17 protein-coding genes and 1 tRNA gene are annotated in these 17,773 nt (G+C 43.9%); 11 read left to right on the top strand and 7 right to left on the bottom strand.

The annotated features are described in order from the left end of the window. Nucleotides 1–12 precede the first annotated feature (12 nt). On the top strand, nucleotides 13–729 hold the full coding sequence (locus ACT7WV_RS14140) for a DevA family ABC transporter ATP-binding protein (RefSeq protein WP_445103501.1): 717 nt from the start codon (nucleotides 13–15) through the stop codon (nucleotides 727–729). Here ACT7WV_RS14140 and ACT7WV_RS14135 read toward each other — a convergent pair. Next, nucleotides 726–3,500 (bottom strand): CBS domain-containing protein, encoded by a 2,775-nt coding sequence (locus tag ACT7WV_RS14135; RefSeq protein WP_445103500.1) that lies wholly within the window; start codon nucleotides 3,498–3,500, stop codon nucleotides 726–728. The genes ACT7WV_RS14140 and ACT7WV_RS14135 overlap by 4 nt on opposite strands. A 185-nt stretch (nucleotides 3,501–3,685) precedes the next feature. Here ACT7WV_RS14135 and psbZ point away from each other — a divergent pair, with 185 nt between their 5' ends. From psbZ to ACT7WV_RS14110, 5 genes are all read left to right on the top strand, one after another. Then, nucleotides 3,686–3,874: a photosystem II reaction center protein PsbZ gene (psbZ, locus tag ACT7WV_RS14130; RefSeq protein WP_445103499.1), complete on the top strand. Its 189-nt coding sequence runs from the start codon at nucleotides 3,686–3,688 to the stop codon at nucleotides 3,872–3,874. 57 nt (nucleotides 3,875–3,931) lie between these two features. Continuing rightward, the gene (ribH, locus tag ACT7WV_RS14125; RefSeq protein WP_445103498.1) at nucleotides 3,932–4,537 is read left to right on the top strand and encodes a 6,7-dimethyl-8-ribityllumazine synthase; all 606 of its coding nucleotides are present in this window, start codon (nucleotides 3,932–3,934) and stop codon (nucleotides 4,535–4,537) included. Nucleotides 4,538–4,743: 206 nt separating this feature from the next. After that, a tRNA-Gly gene (locus ACT7WV_RS14120) sits at nucleotides 4,744–4,815 on the top strand. A 349-nt stretch (nucleotides 4,816–5,164) separates the two neighbouring features. Further along, complete coding sequence (locus tag ACT7WV_RS14115) at nucleotides 5,165–5,572, top strand: hypothetical protein (RefSeq protein ID WP_445103497.1); 408 nt, start codon at nucleotides 5,165–5,167, stop codon at nucleotides 5,570–5,572. A gap of 12 nt (nucleotides 5,573–5,584) precedes the next feature. Further along, complete coding sequence (locus ACT7WV_RS14110) at nucleotides 5,585–6,859, top strand: glutamate-5-semialdehyde dehydrogenase (RefSeq protein WP_463424257.1); 1,275 nt, start codon at nucleotides 5,585–5,587, stop codon at nucleotides 6,857–6,859. Between the two features lie 138 nt (nucleotides 6,860–6,997). On the opposite strand, the gene ACT7WV_RS14105 is transcribed toward ACT7WV_RS14110, so the two are convergent. Beyond that, a complete protein-coding gene (locus tag ACT7WV_RS14105) occupies nucleotides 6,998–7,828 on the bottom strand; it encodes an acyl-CoA desaturase (RefSeq protein WP_445103495.1) in 831 nt (276 codons plus the stop codon). A gap of 110 nt (nucleotides 7,829–7,938) precedes the next feature. On the opposite strand from ACT7WV_RS14105, the gene ACT7WV_RS14100 reads away from it, so the two are divergent. The 4 genes from ACT7WV_RS14100 to ACT7WV_RS14085 all read left to right on the top strand — a co-directional run bounded on the left by ACT7WV_RS14100 (nucleotide 7,939) and on the right by ACT7WV_RS14085 (nucleotide 11,312). After that, nucleotides 7,939–9,174, top strand: coding sequence for a methionine gamma-lyase family protein (locus tag ACT7WV_RS14100; protein ID WP_445103494.1), 1,236 nt, complete (start codon nucleotides 7,939–7,941; stop codon nucleotides 9,172–9,174). Between the two features lie 151 nt (nucleotides 9,175–9,325). Further along, the gene (locus ACT7WV_RS14095) at nucleotides 9,326–9,895 is read left to right on the top strand and encodes a Uma2 family endonuclease (protein ID WP_445105652.1); all 570 of its coding nucleotides are present in this window, start codon (nucleotides 9,326–9,328) and stop codon (nucleotides 9,893–9,895) included. Between the two features lie 127 nt (nucleotides 9,896–10,022). Continuing rightward, entirely contained in the window at nucleotides 10,023–10,871 is an 849-nt protein-coding gene (locus tag ACT7WV_RS14090; RefSeq protein ID WP_445103493.1) for a hypothetical protein, read from the top strand. Between the two features lie 57 nt (nucleotides 10,872–10,928). Further along, nucleotides 10,929–11,312 (top strand): hypothetical protein, encoded by a 384-nt coding sequence (locus ACT7WV_RS14085; protein ID WP_445103492.1) that lies wholly within the window; start codon nucleotides 10,929–10,931, stop codon nucleotides 11,310–11,312. An 84-nt stretch (nucleotides 11,313–11,396) separates the two neighbouring features. On the opposite strand, the gene ACT7WV_RS14080 is transcribed toward ACT7WV_RS14085, so the two are convergent. After that, the gene (locus ACT7WV_RS14080) at nucleotides 11,397–12,638 is read right to left on the bottom strand and encodes an IS701 family transposase (RefSeq protein WP_445101212.1); all 1,242 of its coding nucleotides are present in this window, start codon (nucleotides 12,636–12,638) and stop codon (nucleotides 11,397–11,399) included. A gap of 239 nt (nucleotides 12,639–12,877) precedes the next feature. Between ACT7WV_RS14080 and ACT7WV_RS14075 the strand changes: the two genes are divergently transcribed. Then, nucleotides 12,878–13,672, top strand: a complete 795-nt coding sequence (locus ACT7WV_RS14075; protein ID WP_445103491.1) for a hypothetical protein — start codon at nucleotides 12,878–12,880, stop codon at nucleotides 13,670–13,672. 26 nt (nucleotides 13,673–13,698) lie between these two features. Here the strand turns inward: ACT7WV_RS14075 and ACT7WV_RS14070 are convergent, their stop codons facing one another. The 4 genes from ACT7WV_RS14070 to ACT7WV_RS14055 all read right to left on the bottom strand — a co-directional run bounded on the left by ACT7WV_RS14070 (nucleotide 13,699) and on the right by ACT7WV_RS14055 (nucleotide 17,725). Continuing rightward, nucleotides 13,699–14,526: a class I SAM-dependent methyltransferase gene (locus ACT7WV_RS14070; protein ID WP_445103490.1), complete on the bottom strand. Its 828-nt coding sequence runs from the start codon at nucleotides 14,524–14,526 to the stop codon at nucleotides 13,699–13,701. Nucleotides 14,527–14,742: 216 nt separating this feature from the next. Then, nucleotides 14,743–15,423: a SnoaL-like polyketide cyclase gene (locus ACT7WV_RS14065; protein ID WP_445103489.1), complete on the bottom strand. Its 681-nt coding sequence runs from the start codon at nucleotides 15,421–15,423 to the stop codon at nucleotides 14,743–14,745. A 475-nt stretch (nucleotides 15,424–15,898) separates the two neighbouring features. Then, the gene (corA, locus tag ACT7WV_RS14060; protein ID WP_445103488.1) at nucleotides 15,899–17,062 is read right to left on the bottom strand and encodes a magnesium/cobalt transporter CorA; all 1,164 of its coding nucleotides are present in this window, start codon (nucleotides 17,060–17,062) and stop codon (nucleotides 15,899–15,901) included. A gap of 156 nt (nucleotides 17,063–17,218) precedes the next feature. Then, on the bottom strand, nucleotides 17,219–17,725 hold the full coding sequence (locus ACT7WV_RS14055; protein WP_445103487.1) for a hypothetical protein: 507 nt from the start codon (nucleotides 17,723–17,725) through the stop codon (nucleotides 17,219–17,221). Nucleotides 17,726–17,773: the final 48 nt, after the last annotated feature.

The raw sequence follows: 17,773 nt of genomic DNA, 5'->3' as shown, positions 1-17,773 counted from the left end.
TAATAATTAATAATGCTACCATCTCAGTCTTCTGAAATTGCTATTTCCATCCATAACCTCAACCATCACTTCGGTAAAGGTCAACTACAAAAACAAGTTCTCTTTGAAATTAATCTAGACATTAATGTTGGTGAAATTGTGATCATGACTGGGCCTTCTGGCTCTGGCAAAACTACCCTGTTAACCTTAGTCGGGGGATTACGCTCTGCTCAAATAGGGAGTCTCGAAGTGTTAGGAAAAGAACTCTGTGGTGCCAGTTCGCAACAGTTAACCCTAGCCCGACGCTCTAACGGTTATATCTTTCAGGCACATAACTTACACAGTAGCCTAACCGCCTTGCAAAACGTCAAAATGGGATTAGAGTTACATCCACAGTTGTCGTTACCAGAAATACAAAAACGCTCTGCCCAAATGCTAGAACACGTGGGATTAGGAGATCGCCTTAACTATTATCCTGATGATCTTTCGGGTGGACAAAAACAGCGAGTAGCGATCGCTCGTGCCTTAGTTAGCCATCCCAAAATTGTGCTAGCAGATGAACCCACCGCTGCTCTAGACAGCAAATCAGGTAGGGATGTGGTGAACTTAATGCAGACTTTAGCTAAGGAACAGGGTTGTACAATTTTGCTCGTTACCCATGATAATCGCATCTTGGATGTTGCCGATCGCATTGTGCAAATGGAAGATGGTAAATTAACCAGCAATGCTCTTTTGAGTGCGGTTGCTTAAGTATGAGTTAAGGGAAAATGTTGATCCAAAAAAGCTTGCGCCTCAGCCTTATCCCGAACTACTTCATCTAGTGTTGCAGCTAAAAGTGCATCCAGCATTTCTCGATATTGTGGGCCTGGTTTATAGCCTAATTTTCTGAGATCATTGCCGTTTAATGGCGCTTCAACATCAGCTAAAGTGGTGAGATATTGCCAGATTTTACGCCTAATGGTTCTGGTATTTTGGACAGCAATTAAAACCAAAGTAGGTAAATCATACTGGCGCAAAAATTCAACTATTTCACTTTTGAGCTGACACTTTGGTAGAGTTTCTACTATTTCTTTTTGGGCTTGTGCTAGCTGTTGTAATCGCTCGATACTATCTAACGTCAACTGTAAATTACTTGCCACCAAAGCGCGCACTTCGGGAGCCAGATGAGCAATCAAAACTTCCAAACGCATCTGCCAATGTTTTAGGGTTTCCCCAGGGTCAAACCGACGTAGCCAGCGATCAACCAAACGTACTCGCCACCATAGTTGAATATTGAGTTTTAGGCTGGGATGAATACAGCGCAGTGCTTCCAAAGAAGCTAGTAATTGCAGAGAACTTTCCCAGTAAGGTTCCTGCAAAATGTGCTTGAGTTCTGCTTTGAGTCGCGTCTGGAGGGCTGGTGCTTTGCCGTGGGTGGCCAGTGATCGCTCATAAACCCCACTTTCAATGGCATATTTGATATAAGCTTCAGTTTGAGGTTCAATTTTAAATCCCAGGCGTACTGCAAACCTTACTGCTCGATAAATCCTGGTGGGGTCTTCAATAAAGCTGTTAGCGTGCAATACCCGAATTAAACGCGATCGCAAATCGAGTAAACCCCCAAAAAAATCTAACAGGGGCAACTTACTATCACGGGAAGGCGTTAAGCGAACAGCCAAAGCATTGATGGTAAAGTCTCGACGGTATAGATCTTGGCGGATTGAGCTGGCTTCAACTTCCGGATTAGCCGCCGGATAGGGATAGAACTCTGTCCTGGCAGTAGCAATATCTATCCATAGAGATTTTAAAACAGGGTCATTGTGCCATAACAAGGCAGCAGTTTGAAAAGCACCATGTACTTCTAAGCGGCCCCCAGGATAACTTTGCTGTAGTGCTTGAGCTAGGGCTACTCCAGCACCAGTGTCAGCGGAGCGATGAAAACCGTCTACTACCAAGTCAATATCTTTGAGCAGTAGAGTATCAGACGTGTCTGCCAGTAATAAGTCACGCACGGCACCTCCAACTAGGTAGAGATGCCAGCCTCGCTTGTGGGCTTCTTCTGCAGCTTGACTGAGTAGTTGCCAAAGCTGCGGATCAAGGCGCTTCCGGAGATTCGTGATTGCTGATTGGGGGTCAGCAATCGGTAATTGGTAAGAGTCTTCTTCCGCGTCTATGGTTTTGTCTTGATGGAGTTGCCGCAGAACGTCGGTGCGAGTGACAATTCCTACTAACTGATCCTCCTCTAAGACCGGTAAACGTCCGATATCGTAAGTCACCATGATGGACTCAATTATCTGTAGAGAAGTTTCGGGGTTAATTGTCCTTAAATTTTTGCTCATATAACCCTTGACTGGGGCATGGGCAAAGCCATGGTGCAGCGCTAAATCAATGTCTCGTCGCGAGACAACCCCTACTAGCTGGTCCGTTTCGTCCACTACTGACAACCCCGAATGACCATAGCGCAACAAAATTCTCTGGGCTTCACTAATGGTTGTTTCGGGCCGAATCGTGCGTACGGGCGATGACATCAAATCCCGTGCTTTTAGGGGTTGGGGAATTTGGTCTGTAAGTTGTTTAACTAGCTGCTCAATAATTTCTAGAGGATTAACTTCTCTAAGGGTTACTGATGCTGCTTGGGAATGTCCCCCGCCTCCTAGGGGTTCAAATAACTTGTTCAAGTTGCTTCCCTCAATACGCGATCGCCCAATCACTGTTAAACGAACTCTAGGATTGGGGATTGCGGGTGGATTTGCTGGCTGATAAACTGAAAATCTATCACTATCTTGCTCTATTCCTCGGTACTCAGACGCCAAAAGCAGTGCATCACTTTCCGTCAGTTCCATCAATCGCGACACTAGGCTCGATAATCCTGGCACATAGTCGGAGGTTTGAAGTATTACCCAGGAAACGGTGTAGCCCAAGTGAGTTTGTGATTGTAGATTGCCCAGGGCTAGCTTCAACAGTTCTTGCAATCGGGGAGAGAGTCCGGGATCTACGTAGGTAGCAATTTGCCGCAGCGCAGCGCCTTGCTGCATTAGCCAGGTTAAAGCGGCCGCGTCTCGCGGTGTTGTGGACTCAAAGGTTAAGGAACCTGTATCTACATGGATTCCCAGCGCCATTACTGTGGCTTCAGCAGTGGTTAACCGGATCGAACTTTGCTGCAACTGTTCGGTAATTAGGGTTGTGGTTGCTCCCACTGGCTCAATCTGAGTGTGTGTAGCTGGTATATCTGTCTGGGTGTCTAGGTGATGGTCGTAGACTTCTACAGATTGTAACTGAGGCAAATCTAACCACTCAGCAGCTTTCCCTAAGCGATCGCGCTTTTGGCTATCAACTACGATCACTGTTTGAATCTGTTGGGTGTTGACAGCACGACGTTCTATTAGGGAATATTCATCCCGATGTAAAGCCAGAAAATCTCTAACAGCAGGATGAGCGCCACCAGTTAAGACTATCTTGGCTCCGGCTTTCAAGCGTGTTAAACCTACCGCAGCTCCTAGAGCATCAAAGTCGGCGGTTGTATGGCACAAAATCAGATCCATAATCTGGGGACTCCTTGCCGAAATTTTTGAAACTGCCTTTGACAGGCACAACATGCCACTTTAGGGTTCCCCATACTAACTGATGAAACAACTGCCAGAAACAGAGTCGGCAAAAATGTACCAAATTTTGGTAGCGTACTAATCAGGAAAGATGTAACTCAGGTTTTCCGGAGAAGAAAAAGAAAATGTCTATCATATTCCAAATATCACTTGCTGCTTTAGTTATCTTGTCTTTCGTCATGGTGGTTGGTGTTCCCGTAGCCTACGCCACACCTCAGAACTGGAGTCAATCAAAAAATTTGATTTTTCTTGGTTCTGGCATCTGGATAGCTTTGGTTCTTGTGGTTGGTGCCTTGAACTTTTTGGTTGTATAGATTGAGAAGATAGCCCATTCTGGTGTTGTCAGTCTCAAATACTTAATCTAATCAACCATGGCAGTTTTCGAGGGTAACTTTACTTCAGTCACTAACCTACGGTTTGCAATTATTATTGGTCGATTTAACGACTTAGTAACTGGCAAGCTGTTAGCAGGGTGCCAAGATTGCTTGAAACGCCACGGTGTTGACCCTGAACCTCACGGTACTCAAGTGGACTATATTTGGGTACCCGGTAGCTTTGAGGTGCCTCTGATGGCTCGCCAAGCGGCGCTCAGCAATCGTTATGATGCTGTAATTTGTCTTGGCGCAGTTATTCGGGGTCAAACGCCTCATTTTGATTATGTCGCGGCTGAAGTATCTAAGGGAATTGCTGCGGCTAGTTTTCAAACAGGTGTGCCAGTTATCTTTGGAATTGTCACAACCGATACTATGCAACAAGCTCTGGAACGGGCAGGGATTAAAAGCAACCTGGGTTGGAACTACGCCATGAACGCCATAGAAATGGCAAGCCTAATGCAGCAGTTTAGGGGCAAGGGCTTAAACTCACCCTATGGTGCCTATGATCAAGGTGCCTTGGCTGCCCAAAGCCTCCCCGGTGAATCTCAGCGGCAGATTACCCCAGAAACAGCTATTGAGCAAGAGAAGTCTGGTGAATCTTGAGTTCATCCTACTCCTCTAGGGGTAAAAGTTGGGCATTATCTTAGTCATCGGTAATTGTATACAAGGTAGCTACTTATGGACAATTACCGATGACTAATGACCCAACCCTCAACCTCTATTGACATGACAAGCTGTAGGAGCAGACAAAAAAAAGGTTGACAAATTTTCTCTATTCTGAGAAACTAGGAAAGGATTAAATAAGTCATGCGGGTATAGCTCAGTGGTAGAGCGTCACCTTGCCAAGGTGAATGTCGCGCGTTCGAATCGCGTTACCCGCTTTTTAAATGAATTCCCCTGAATTTCTCTGAAGTGATGCTGTGTTTCAAAATCCCTCTCAAGGTCAGGTAAGCTAGAGCAGCCATTCTCAGAATAAAATGATCAAGGACACGAAAAACTGAATTAGGAGCAGACATGCTACTTAAAGAGTGTTCAAGCTGAACGAAAGCGCTAATATTAAAGAAAAAGAACAAGGGTCATCTATGACCATTGCCCAAGCCCAGGTTTGGGAAGCTGCAAAGCAATAGTGGTTTAGCGTACCCTGCGAGGGTGTAACTGAAAAAGATTAACACCTAGACGTGTTAGACAATCTCTAAATTGAAGTATATTAATTGGTTGTAAATAGCGCCTGTGCCCTCTCAGAAAGCTCAGAAAATTAATTTAGATGCTGAGTACCCCTGCCCTTGTCGCCGCAAGGGGAGTTTAGTCCAGATTACTCTGACAGAAGCCTTAGGCTGCGATCGCTGTCAGCAAATCTTTGTGGTAGAAGAAGGTGGGTACGTTATAGAGCAACTGTCCACGAGCTACCCCTACAAAAAAGCTTGGCGTTGGACAGGCTCTCGCTGGATCACAGCCAATGCTGGTCTGGGAGAAAGCTACCTACCCGTGGCTCTCCTAATTGTCCTGGTACTGCTAATTGTCTGGCTGCCGTTAGCTCTACGCTCTCCCACAGGACCAAGTATCATTTTCTGGGCCTTACTAGCTGTGCTATTGGCTGTACTGCCAGCGCTAATGGTTTGGCTAGCTTACCGGCGTTAGTAGAAGATGAAAATGGATGGTGGTGGCTTGGCCAACAATCAGGCCAATAATCAGACAGACGCTCTAAATCGTGCTTATCGAGCTTCTCGAAAACTAGCAACGACTAAAGGAGTAGACCGCTCTCGCGGCGTTCAAGCAATGGCTCAGGCCCTTGAGAATTCCTTTGATGATATTTTAGAAGCCAACACTCTAGATTTAGAAGCCAGTAGAGAAATGGCGGTGCCGGAGCTCATTTGGGAGTGGTTAAAACTAACTCCAGAACGGCTCGGAACAAGTATTGAAATTTTGTATCGGCTCGGAGAGCTATCTGACCCAATTCGGCGGGTAATGAATGCTTCCTATCAACTGGACGACTCTCAGACTTACTGCCAATTAATGCCGTTGGGTGTGATTGCTTTAATCTATGAGGCATTTCCGGAGTTGGGAGCAATCGCTGCTGGCTTTTGTATCAAAACTGGTAACTCTCTGATCCTCAGGGGAGGTAGCGAAGCCAGTAACTCCAACCAAGTGATTGCTCAGGCTTTACAGGGTGCCATCGAAGAAACCGGTTTACCCTCTGGCTGCCTAGAACTATTACCTTCAGAACAAGGCAGTTCGGTGAAAGACCTCTTAACCCAAGACCGCTATCTAAATCTAGTGATTCCTTACGGCAGACCAACCCTAGTGCAGTACGTAATGCAACAGTCAACTGCACCGGTTCTCAAGTCAGCGATGGGTAACTGCTACCTTTATTGGTCTGCTACGGGCATTATAGATATGGTCTGCTCAATGATAGTAGACTCTCACGCTAGTGAACCAGACCCTGTAAATGCGATAGAAAAGGTTCTGCTCAATCATCACCAAGAATCCGTATCCTTACTCAAACTTTGGGAAAAGCTTCAGAAACACGGCTTTAAGCTTAGAGGTGATGCCGAATTGGTGGCTGAGTTTCCCGAACATCTAACTTTAGTCGACTCCTCTGAGTGGAGCCAAGCTTATCTTGATAAGATTATTGCCTTCAAGAAAGTCGGCAATATCGATTCAGCGATCGCTTGGATAAACCAGTACAGTAGTGGTCATGCTGACTGCCTAGTCACAGAGTCTTACCAGGAAAGCCGTCAGTTTGCCATCGGTGTTGACAGCGCCTCGGTTTACATTAATTCTTCACCGAGATTTTCGCGTAACCCGAAACGGGGAGACTCAGTTTTTCTGGGAATGTCGAATCAGAAAGGATATCGTCGAGGAATGATTAACCTTGAGGCTCTGACAACCCTTAAGCAGGTTGTTCAAGGAAACGGTCAATTTTAAATTTAAGTAAGTGAGGTTAGCAGGTTGAAGGTTAAAAATCTCAACATAGGCACGTTGCCCTAAGACAAACGAAAGCAGCGACTCCTGCTACGCCAGTGTCTTTGAAACTACAACCTTTAAACCTGCAACCTTCAGCCCTTAGCCTTCAACCTTGAACTCTTGATTAACTAATCTTACCTTCTGTGCCAGACCTAACGTCTGTAGGAGCTTAATCGTCATCCAGGTCAAGTCAATTTCCCACCATTGCATGCCATGGCGAGCAGAGTATTGATAGGCGTGGTGGTTATTGTGCCAACCTTCACCATAAGTTAGCAAAGCCACCCACCAACAGTTTTTCGAGCGGTCATTGGACTCATAAGTACGATAACCGAATTTGTGGGTTGCACTGTTAACAAACCAGGTACAGTGAAATACCAAAACTAGCCGGACAAAAATTCCCCAGACCACAAATGACCAACCACCAATTGCATAAAGCAAAAGACCTAGAACAACTTGGATCGGGACAAAATATTTATCGAAAAACTGATAAACTTTATCATCAGCAATGTCCTTGGTGAAGCGAGGCACTTCTTCGTCAGCAGGGATTTGGTGTAACATCCAACCCATGTGGCTCCACCAGAAACCTCGATTGGAATCATGGGGATCAGGTTCAGTATCAGAGTGCAAGTGATGGATGCGGTGTAATCCCACCCAATTGATTACTCCCCCTTCACAGGCAAGTGTGCCGCAGAAAACCAGGAAGTACTCTAACCACTTGGGAGTCTGAAAACTGCGGTGGCTCACCAGGCGATGCCACCCTAGGGTAATACCTAAACCACCTGTTACCCAGTGGAGAATAACCACTAAAGCAACCGCCTTCCAGCTAAAGTTGCTAGGGAGTAAAGCAAACATGGCTCCTAGATGAATGAGAGCCATATAGATGATAGTGAGCCAATCGAAGCTTCGATTGTTTAAGGTGGTAGTTGTCATGCAGTAAGCCTAATACGAAAATACAAAGTCTAAAATCTCCATCTGTTCTGGAAGTATTGAGATTTATGATTGGCTATAAAATCCAAGATCAACAATCTACCTACATTTGAATGGACAGCTTTCCGCAGCTGCAAGCAGCACAAAACGCACTGTTTCCGATCTTTTACGGAATTGACGCGATAGTCAAGCAAAATCTCAAAAAAGTTCTTGATTCCTTTCGTACTCACCGTCTCGGAGTCCACCACTTCGCAGGTGTCACCGGCTACGGTCATGATGACTTAGGTCGTGAAACTTTAGACCAGGTGTTTGCTGAAGTTATGGGTGCCGAGGCAGCAGCTGTACGGGTACAGTTTGTTTCAGGAACCCATGCGATCGCCTGTTGCCTATTTGGTGTTCTGCGTCCCGGTGACGAGATGTTAGCAGTAGCTGGCCCTCCTTACGACACCCTTGAAGAAGTCATCGGTTTACGAGGTCAAGGTCAAGGTTCTCTATTAGAGTTTGGCATTGATTACCGCCAGTTACCACTAACTATTGAAGGAGAAGTGGATTGGCAAGCCTTAGCAGAAGCAGTAAGCGATCGCACGCGCTTGGTACTAATTCAGCGTTCCTGCGGTTATTCCTGGCGATCTAGTCTTTCTCTTGCTGACATCGAAAAAATCGTCAGGCTAGTTAAACAACAAAATCCCGACACTGTTTGCTTTGTCGATAACTGCTATGGCGAGTTCGTAGCAGATTGTGAACCTCCAGCCGTGGGGGCGGACTTAATTGCTGGTTCTTTGATTAAAAATCCCGGTGGTACAATTGTCACATCTGGCGGCTATGTGGCAGGAAGGGCAGACTTAGTGGAGGCTGCTACCTGTAGGCTGACGGCACCGGGAATTGGCAGTAGTGGAGGCGCAACCTTCGAGCAGAATCGACTGTTGTTTCAAGGCTTATTCCTGGCACCACAAATGGTGGGAGAAGCAATCAAAGGGAATCATTTAACTGCCTATGTGTTTGACCAATTGGGTTATCCTGTTAATCCTGCACCAATGGCACCGAGGCGCGATGTGATTCAGGCAGTTAAGCTGGGTTCACCGGAAAAGTTGATCGCTTTCTGTCGGGTAATTCAGCAGCATTCACCTGTAGGTTCCTACCTTGATCCTGTACCTGCTGCTATGCCCGGTTATGAGAGTCAGTTAGTGATGGCTGGGGGAACTTTTATTGATGGTAGTACCTCTGAGTTTTCTGCTGATGGGCCGCTGCGGGAACCCTATGTGGCATTTTGTCAAGGGGGAACCCATTGGACGCATGTTGCGATCGCACTTGAGGCGGCAGTTGAGGCAGTGGGAAAAGCTGATGGTTGAGCAGCAGATGCGGCAAGTTTAAATACAGTTGCAAGACAAACCAAACAGTCCTTAATCAAGCTGTAGAAACAGTACTTGATAGACTTTTCCTAATTAAGAATTAGTGTAATTACTGCTTTCTACAGTAGCTCAGCTAACCTATTTCTTTAGAATTATCATAAATTTTAAGCCTACTATTGAATTCAGCGATGACCAATTTTGCCAACTCTGTCGGGCAAATCCTGAGACAAAATTTGAACGGAATGCGAAGGGAGAACTGATTATCATGCCACCTACGGGAGGAGAAACAGGAAACCATAATGCAGAAATTGCTGCTGAATTCGTAATTTGGAATCGACAAACTAGGTTAGGTAAAGTCTTCGATTCATCCACTTGTTTTAAACTGCCTAATGGTGCAAATCGTTCTCCCGATGTTTCCTGGATTAAACAAGAAAGATGGGATGCACTTACTCCAGAACAAAAGAAGAAATTTTCCCCCGTCGCACCCAATTTTATTTTAGAACTAATGCCTGCCAGTGACAGTTTAGAAACCCTCCAGGCAAAGATGCAAGAATATATAGATAATCAAGTAAAGCTTGGTTGGTTAATTGACTCGAAAAATAGGCGAGTTGAAATTTATCGTCAGGGCCAAGCTATTGAGATTCTACAATCTCCTGAAACTCTATCAGGAGAAAATGTCTTGCCAGAATTTATTCTGGATCTTCAATTAATTTACCAGTAATCCTGATTTTAGATCTATCTGGAAAAGAGCTAGCGCCGCCACATACGCTGATTTCCGGATGAGTCTTGTGATTTGAGGGAAAATATCTTGAGCTTAGGTAACACACGCATTAGCCAAGGAGCCAGAAATGCTCAATAGCGACCTCAAGAAGGAAACTTTAGCAAGACTCAAAGCTGCCGATCAAGAATATCAGACAATTGCAGCAGATGTGATGGCAGGAGCCACAAAGCTCTACGAGAAACGCCAAGCAACTGCTAAGTATACTATTCTGGCTTGTGAGCAATACGTCAACACTCTTGCCAACTCACCAAAAGAGTTCGATAAGTCAGTGTCCGAATTTAAGGTTGAATATGATAATTTCACCAACGAAGTACAGCAAATTAATACTGAGGCAGATAAAGCTGCCAAGGTAAGCGGTTCAATAACAGGAGCGGGAACAGTAGCAGGAGTTGGTTTTGCAGCTTTTGGCCCAACAGCAGCACTGGCGATGGCAACAACCTTTGGTACTGCTTCCACTGGTACAGCTATCTCAGCTCTCTCAGGCGCTGCTGTAACTAATGCTGCACTAGCATGGCTTGGTGGTGGTGCGCTGGCGACGGGTGGCGGTGGGATGGCAGCAGGTAATGCTCTGCTGGCGTTGGCGGGACCAGTCGGTTGGGCTATTGGTGGCACGGCGTTGCTAGGTAGTGCTTTTTTGCTGGGACACAACAATGCAGAAATTGCGAAGAAAGCCACCGAGGAAACTGCCAAGATAAAAGAAAAAACTGCAACTTTGAAAGCAGCGAGGGAAGAAATTGCCAAACTATTGGCCTTAACTCAAAAACATGTTGAGGGTGTTGATGCAGGACTCAACTTTCTCAAAACTAAAGCCCCGAAAAACTATCAACACTTCAGCACTGAGCAAAAGCTAGAGTTGACGACTCTGATTAATAATATTCGGTCGCTTTCCCAATTATTAAATAAGAAGCTGAGCTAATCGAGAGAGTCAATAAAAGAGAATATTCACCAGACAGCTCAGATACTTTCTGCTACGGTGGCAGAGGATAATCTCCGCCATGTCCAACGGCTCCAAGCTTCTCTAGACAGTCAAGATGCTGCCTTTGCCAAGGCAATTGAACAGGTAGCAAAAGTACGTGATTTTGTTGGCACTCCTGAGCATATTTTAGGTAACAATAAAACCAAACATGGTGAGATTGCTGAGCAGGTTGAAGTCGGTATCCGTAACGCCAGAAGCTATTTGCGCCAGCAAACCACAAACGCAACCTTTGACGGGGTTGGTCGAACAGCACCCGCAGATTACTTAATTGATGGTATTCAGGTTCAGTCTAAGTTTATCAACGGCGTTAGCAATAACTTAGACCATGTACTCAAACACATGGGTAAGTATGGGAATTTTGGTAGAGATGGTTCCTATTAACACATTCCAGAAGACCATTACCAGACTATTCAAAAAGTACTAAATGGTGAATCTGTAGAAGGGTTAATGGGACTTAGACAGATTTCAAGCCCAAACAAAGCCCAAAGCAGCTTTGTGAGCAAAGAATACGTCCCGATTGTGGTTCAACCACTCCATAAAACGGAAAGACATCGCTGTCCGAAACGCCTCTAATGCTTCAGTAAAGGTGTTTAAAGGTTTCGATGCCCAACGCCGTCTTAATCCTCCGGTTAAAGTGTGCCATAAAATAAATGTATAGGCACAAAACACAAGCATGAAATGTCTTATCAGGCTTCTATAATCTCTGACTTGATATTCAGATAAACCCAACCAGCCTTTGGCTTCCCGATAGAAAACTTCTACCCAATTTCTTTGAGAGTAGGTAGTTACTATCCAATCGGCTGTGGCTTTTGTTGATTCAACATTGGTAATAAAATAGTCAACATCACTAGCTTGGTCGAAGGTTGAGGCATTCATGACGATAGCAATTGTTCTCTTTCCTTCAAGCTGTGAGAGTTCAACTTCTACAGGAGCCACCCAAACGGTTTTCAGTTTATCTAGATTGATTTGAACAGGGGTAAAATCTTTTGGCGACAAGGATTCGGCTAACTTATCTAGGCGAATCTCTTCTCGTTGACTTATCCCTATTTCAATTATCACCTTACGGTTTTTGGCTAATCCTCCTATATACTTGAGTTTCCTTTTTTCCAGTTCCAGCAAAAACGTTGTGTTATTTCCATACCCAGCATCAATTAATACGATACCCGGTCGATATCCTCTGTTCATGCTGCGGTCAATTAATGCTAAGCCTAACTCCGGCTTTTTCTGGAATTCAATATCTTTTTTTCCTTCAGCTAAAGAACTAGCGTGTTGAGATAACTCTATATCTAACGGTAGGCTTTTTTTCCCATCATATAGATGAGTTGTTACCACTACTATTCCGTTGTCTGTCTTCCCGATTTCTCCAATGTACTGTCGTCCTACTCCCGCCGTGAAATTGCCACTTTTCCTATGTCCTGAGTCATCTACAATTAACGTGAATCCTCTACTTATTCGGGTTGGGCTACACTGATTCATCACCAGTAGACGCCGCTCATTTACCTGTTGAGCATTCCAGGGGGCTTCCGTTAAAAAATGATGTAATCGGTGGTAAGTCACTCCCACCGCGTTATCCGCCATTTGAGACAGGTTTTTTCCTTCACTTTCCCCTAATAATCCCCCAATATAGTTCCTAAACTCCCTTTTTTGCGCTTGATGTCTCCAGACATCATCAAAGCGTTTGCACCATCTATCGAAGCAAGGAGGCATGGCGGCGGGGGTTGTCTCTTTCCTGTCTTACACTCTAATGTCAAATGGCTGCCATGCCTAAATTATACCTTTATTAACTCTTTATTTTCGTTTAAGTCCCGTTAACTAACTGCATTATACAAAAAATTCAGCAAAAAGCTCAAGCAATTGAAGAGCTTTCTGGCAAATCATTTCGTGAGGTAGTTAAACCTAGTATTTCTGAATACAGCCATGTACAGCAAGGCAAGATTCACAATACCTTGGATAGCCATCAGCAAGCGCTCAGCAGCGAAAATCAACAAATTAAACAGAGCATCCGAACTGAGGCACAACCCAATTTAGGAGATGTAGCTCAAGCAGCGAGTAAAGGAGCTTTAATTGGTGGTGGAATTCAGTTAGCTTTCAAGCTGTGCGAAAAATATAAACAAGGAAAAAATCCCTTCAAAGGTGATTATAAGGCAGAGGATTGGCAAGAGGTTGGTATTGATACTGCCAAAGGAGCTGCTGGAGCTATCTACTCTTTAACTAATTTTGCTAGTCTGTCTGCTCCCTTTGCTGGCTCTTTTGTCAGTGCTAGTCAGGTAGTTGCTAGTCTAGTGAACGATTTAAATACTGGGGCAATTTCCTTCGAGCAATTTACCGAGATGAGTCAGTTAGCTTGTATGGAATCAGCGGCAGCAGCTTTGGCTTCTATACTTGGAGAAACTTTAGTTCCAGTTCCTCTTATCGGTGCTGTTTTAGGAACAATTGCTGGGCGCATAGTTATGGATATTAGTAAGAAATACTTTAGCAAAGGAACTGAATATTTGCCGCGTCAGATAGATACATACTACAATCTATGTCTTGCCAAAATTGACCAAACATATCATGCTGTAATAGAAAAGATTATTGCTGAATTTGAAAAGCTTGGTGATTTGACTAAGGCTGCATTTGATACCAGTAAAAATGTGGCGCTGAGGCTTCAAGCTAGTATTTGGTTAGCAACAGCTTATCAGGTTCCTGAAAATAAAACCATTCGGGATACCGCTGCGCTTGATACCTTTATGCTGTCCTGATGTTATGCACTAAACTGCTGTCAGACTTACTTCTTAGCCTTACGACCTAAAATAAAGAAAGTAGTAATATCGTTCCAAATTCCTTGGTCTGTTACCAACGCTTCAAGTTCCGCAAAATACTCAACCTTGACTTGCTCCAACTGCTCTGGGGAAAGTTGCTTTAAGGGACGACATAGAGGATGGTTTAGGCTGCCGTCCCAAGTTTTTTTAGCTTGACTTAAGCTAATATAGCTGCCTAATTGTTCAGTTTTCACTTCAATATCTTCAAAACCTGCTTCTTGCAGTAGTGCATGACACTTCTCTTCTGTACCAGTTAAATCACTAAACAGCAAGGAAACACCATACCTTTTAGCAACTTGCTGAAGGACGGCACCAGCAACAAAAGCAGTTTCGGCAAAAACACACAAACCAATTAATCCCTGCTGCTTAAGAAACCGACGCCATAAGCACAAATCAGCCGGAACATTAGTCATCAGAGGAAGCGCCGAACAGCACAGAATTGTTTCAAAACTCTCATCAGGAAAGTCTAGAGTTTCTGCATCTGCTAGCACTAGTTTGATATTGTTCAGACTGGCTTCCTTTATCTTTTTTTTAGCTTGATTAAGTAAACCCTTGGAAATATCAACTCCCACTACCTGACCATCAACACCTACGAGTTGCGCCACTTCAATAGCAACTAATCCTGTACCTGTAGCAATATCCAAAACTTTTTGACCAGGTTCTATGGCTGCATATTCAACGAGGCAATGAGCAAGTAAAGGATGAAAATAACCTTGGTCGTAGGAATCACTTCTTTGGCTGTATAAATCTGCTACTTGTTGTTTAAAATTACCCAGCTCAATCTTATCGTTCATTGAACCTCCTGCATTGGTTGATAAGCCTCTATCTTTTATCTGTGTGTATCTGCGGTTAATTTTCCTCCGGAAGCATTGAGGAAACCTATAGATAATTGTATAGATACAAACTATACCAACAAAAAAACGCCGAACACGCAGAAGCTGAACTAGGAACCCTACGGCGGCGAGAGAATAAATGAATTTTTATACTCCAAATTCATTGATGTCAATTCGTCACTTATCTACTACCTTATTTTGAGAGTGGAAGGGACAGCCTGAGGTTAATTTGCTCAAAAATAAGCTGTTGTCAAAGAAGTGTTCCATGGATAATATTTTCAAATCTTCAGTAAGATTAGCAATACTAACGCCCCATATTTCTATAGTTTCACCTGTGGGTGCATATTCTTTATAAGCTCCACTAAAGGTTCCCCAATGGCGCCACTTAAATGTTACCTTGGGTGGGCCGGAAAGCACCTCAGTTACCTCCCAGAGAAATCCCTTGGGAAAGGCATTGTGGAAAAGCTGCCCCGATGATTCAAAGGTTTCAGTTTTCGGACTATAGTGTTCAGTCTCACCCATGAATAGATTGTATGTTCCCTGGTCTACAATGTCCTGGGCTTCGTACTCTGGTCCACCATTAGTGCTAATCTTAAACTTATCGGCAACAATAGACAACCACTGTTCGGGGTTAGTCTTGTAAGATGCCTCCATTTCAAAGGTTCTCACTAAGTTATGAACAAGCGCCTCTAGAGAACCCTCCGGATAATTAAATTGACTCTCTTGCTTGAAAGATTCATCTTGGCGGGAATAGTCAGGAGGTGTTTGATACCGCCACTCAGCATCAGCACTATTTGAGATAACAGAATTTCTATCTTGTACCCAAAGAGGTAGTTTAGATGATTGAGGCTTGTCCATAAAACTCTCTAAGTAATTAATTACATTAATTACCTAAAATATTACAAATAAAAATTAATAATGGTACAAATAGTTACAGTTTAGAATTTCTCAAGCTCGTAGCGAGAAAAAACTGGCAAAGCTAAAACTTTTATTAAAATAATCCGGTCAGTCTAGCCTAGATAAAACGCCTCGACTGAGGCTAAATATCAAGACTAAAAAAGAGCATCTACTCAGTTACTAAAATGTTGTCAAGAAACAAGTTTTGAATTCCCTGAGTTAGTCTCTGCAAAACTCTTAAAAAGATTCAGCAGTGAGGGCGAGTACAACCATTTATTTTTTACCGATAGCAATGGTTATTATTGGTCTTACTATCTAGTGGCATTACCTGCTCAACGACTAATTTTTAACTAATGGCAGATGCACCAACCAAGGCACAACATTAGTTCTTGGCTATGAAAACTTTTGCAAGATAAGCAAGAAACTGGAAACTACACTAATCGTCTTTGAGTTTAGAAAAACTCTCAAACCAGCCACGTCGCCAGAAAAAGTAGACTAATCCCAAAGCGATCGCCATCATGGCTAATAAACAAACTGGGTATCCCCAATACCAGTTAAGTTCCGGCATATTCCAGGGAGAGGCTTGAGGATTAAAGTTCATGCCATATACCCCAGCAATAAAAGTTAGGGGAATAAAAATTGTTGAGATGACTGTCAGTAGCTTCATCACCTCATTCATTTTATTACTAACAGAGGATAAATAAACATCCATCAAACTGGAAGCTAGCTCTCTATAAGTTGAGATAATGTCTATAACTTGAACGGCGTGATCATAACAATCTCGTAAGTAAACTTGTACCTCTGGACTAATCAAAGAACTTTTATCCCGCATTAGGGAACTAATGGCATCCCGCTGTGGCCAAATAGCGCGGCGCAAGGCTAGCAATTCCCGTTTAATTTGATAAATTTTTGACAAAGTTTTATGGGTGGGGTTGATTACTACTTCATCTTCTAATTCGTCAATTAGATCCCCGTATTCTTCTAGCACAGGAAAGTATCCATCAATAACCGCATCCCACAAAGCATAAGCTAAATAATCTGCCCCAAACTTGCGGATAATACCTTTATTCTGGCGAATACGCCTGCGCACTGGCTTAAAACAGTCCCGTTCCGGTTCTTCCTGCAACGTGAGCAAATAATGTTTACCCAACACCAAACTAACTTGCTCAATCCAGAAACCATCAGTTTTTTTCTTGGGCATTACCATCTGAGTAATAATCACCAATTGGTCTCCATAGTCTTCCACTTTAGGTCGCTGGGGTACATTGACCACATCTTCTAGGACAAGCGGATGTAACTTAAAAACCACACCCAACCCCTGTAAGACATCTTCACTACCTAAACCGAGTACATCAACCCAAGACACTGAATCTGTATCGAGGTAAGAAGCACAAGCTTCTGGCGTTAGATTCACCTGACGCGTGACTTTAGCTTCGTTGTAGTCAATGAGAACTATCTGGGAAGGTTGAGCATCTGCCTCAATGGTGAGTGTTCCTGGTACACTACCTGCTTGATCATAGAAGTAATCAAACAAGTCCTCTTCTATTTCCTCTGTTGGCTTAGCCGGACGTTGGGGCTGAGAATGTCGATCTATCTGCATTTACTTGCTTAACTCCATTTGCTCAACTTTATCTGATGGCAGAATGGTAAACACTCTTCTGTTGCGCTTCAAACTCAAAATACCTTCTGTTTGCCAGAAATAAGAGTGTTGAGAGCAAGTCCTAGATTAGGAAGATCACAGAGAAAACGAATTAAGCTAAAGGTAGTAACGAACGGTAGTGACAACTCGGCTATGCTTTACCCGTAATGCAGCCCGCAAAAACAAAGTAGTTTGATTGTGCAGTAGTTCCTCCCACCAGTTGCGCGGCACAAAAACTGGCAGAATAACGGTGGAAAACATACTAGGATGTCGCCCTTCAAACTCACTAACAAACTCAGTAAGCGGCGTAACTATAGAACGGTAGGGCGAATCAAGAATAACCAAAGGGATATTGTCAGCAAACTCTTCCCACTTCTGTTGCAGAGTAACTCGATCTGTTGTACCAATATCAACATGTACTGCAACAATTTCATCTGCAATGGTACAGGCATACTCAAGCGCCTCCAGTGTGCCGCGATGGATTTGACCAACTAAGACTAGGGCTGGATGGGTAACCTCTGTTAATGATGGTCGGTAGGCACAACGAAGTCTTACCGGTCCTTCCACACTGAGTTGCGCGGCTAAAGCTTGATAGTGGCGATGGATTGCGAGAAATAAGCCCACTAATACACTAATAAAGGCAAAAATTACTCAATCTCAGTGGTCACTGGG

Source organism: Symploca atlantica LB2515 (genome assembly GCF_052546295.1).
Note: the sequence above shows the minus strand (reverse complement) of the source record. Positions and strands in the feature narration are given on the sequence as shown.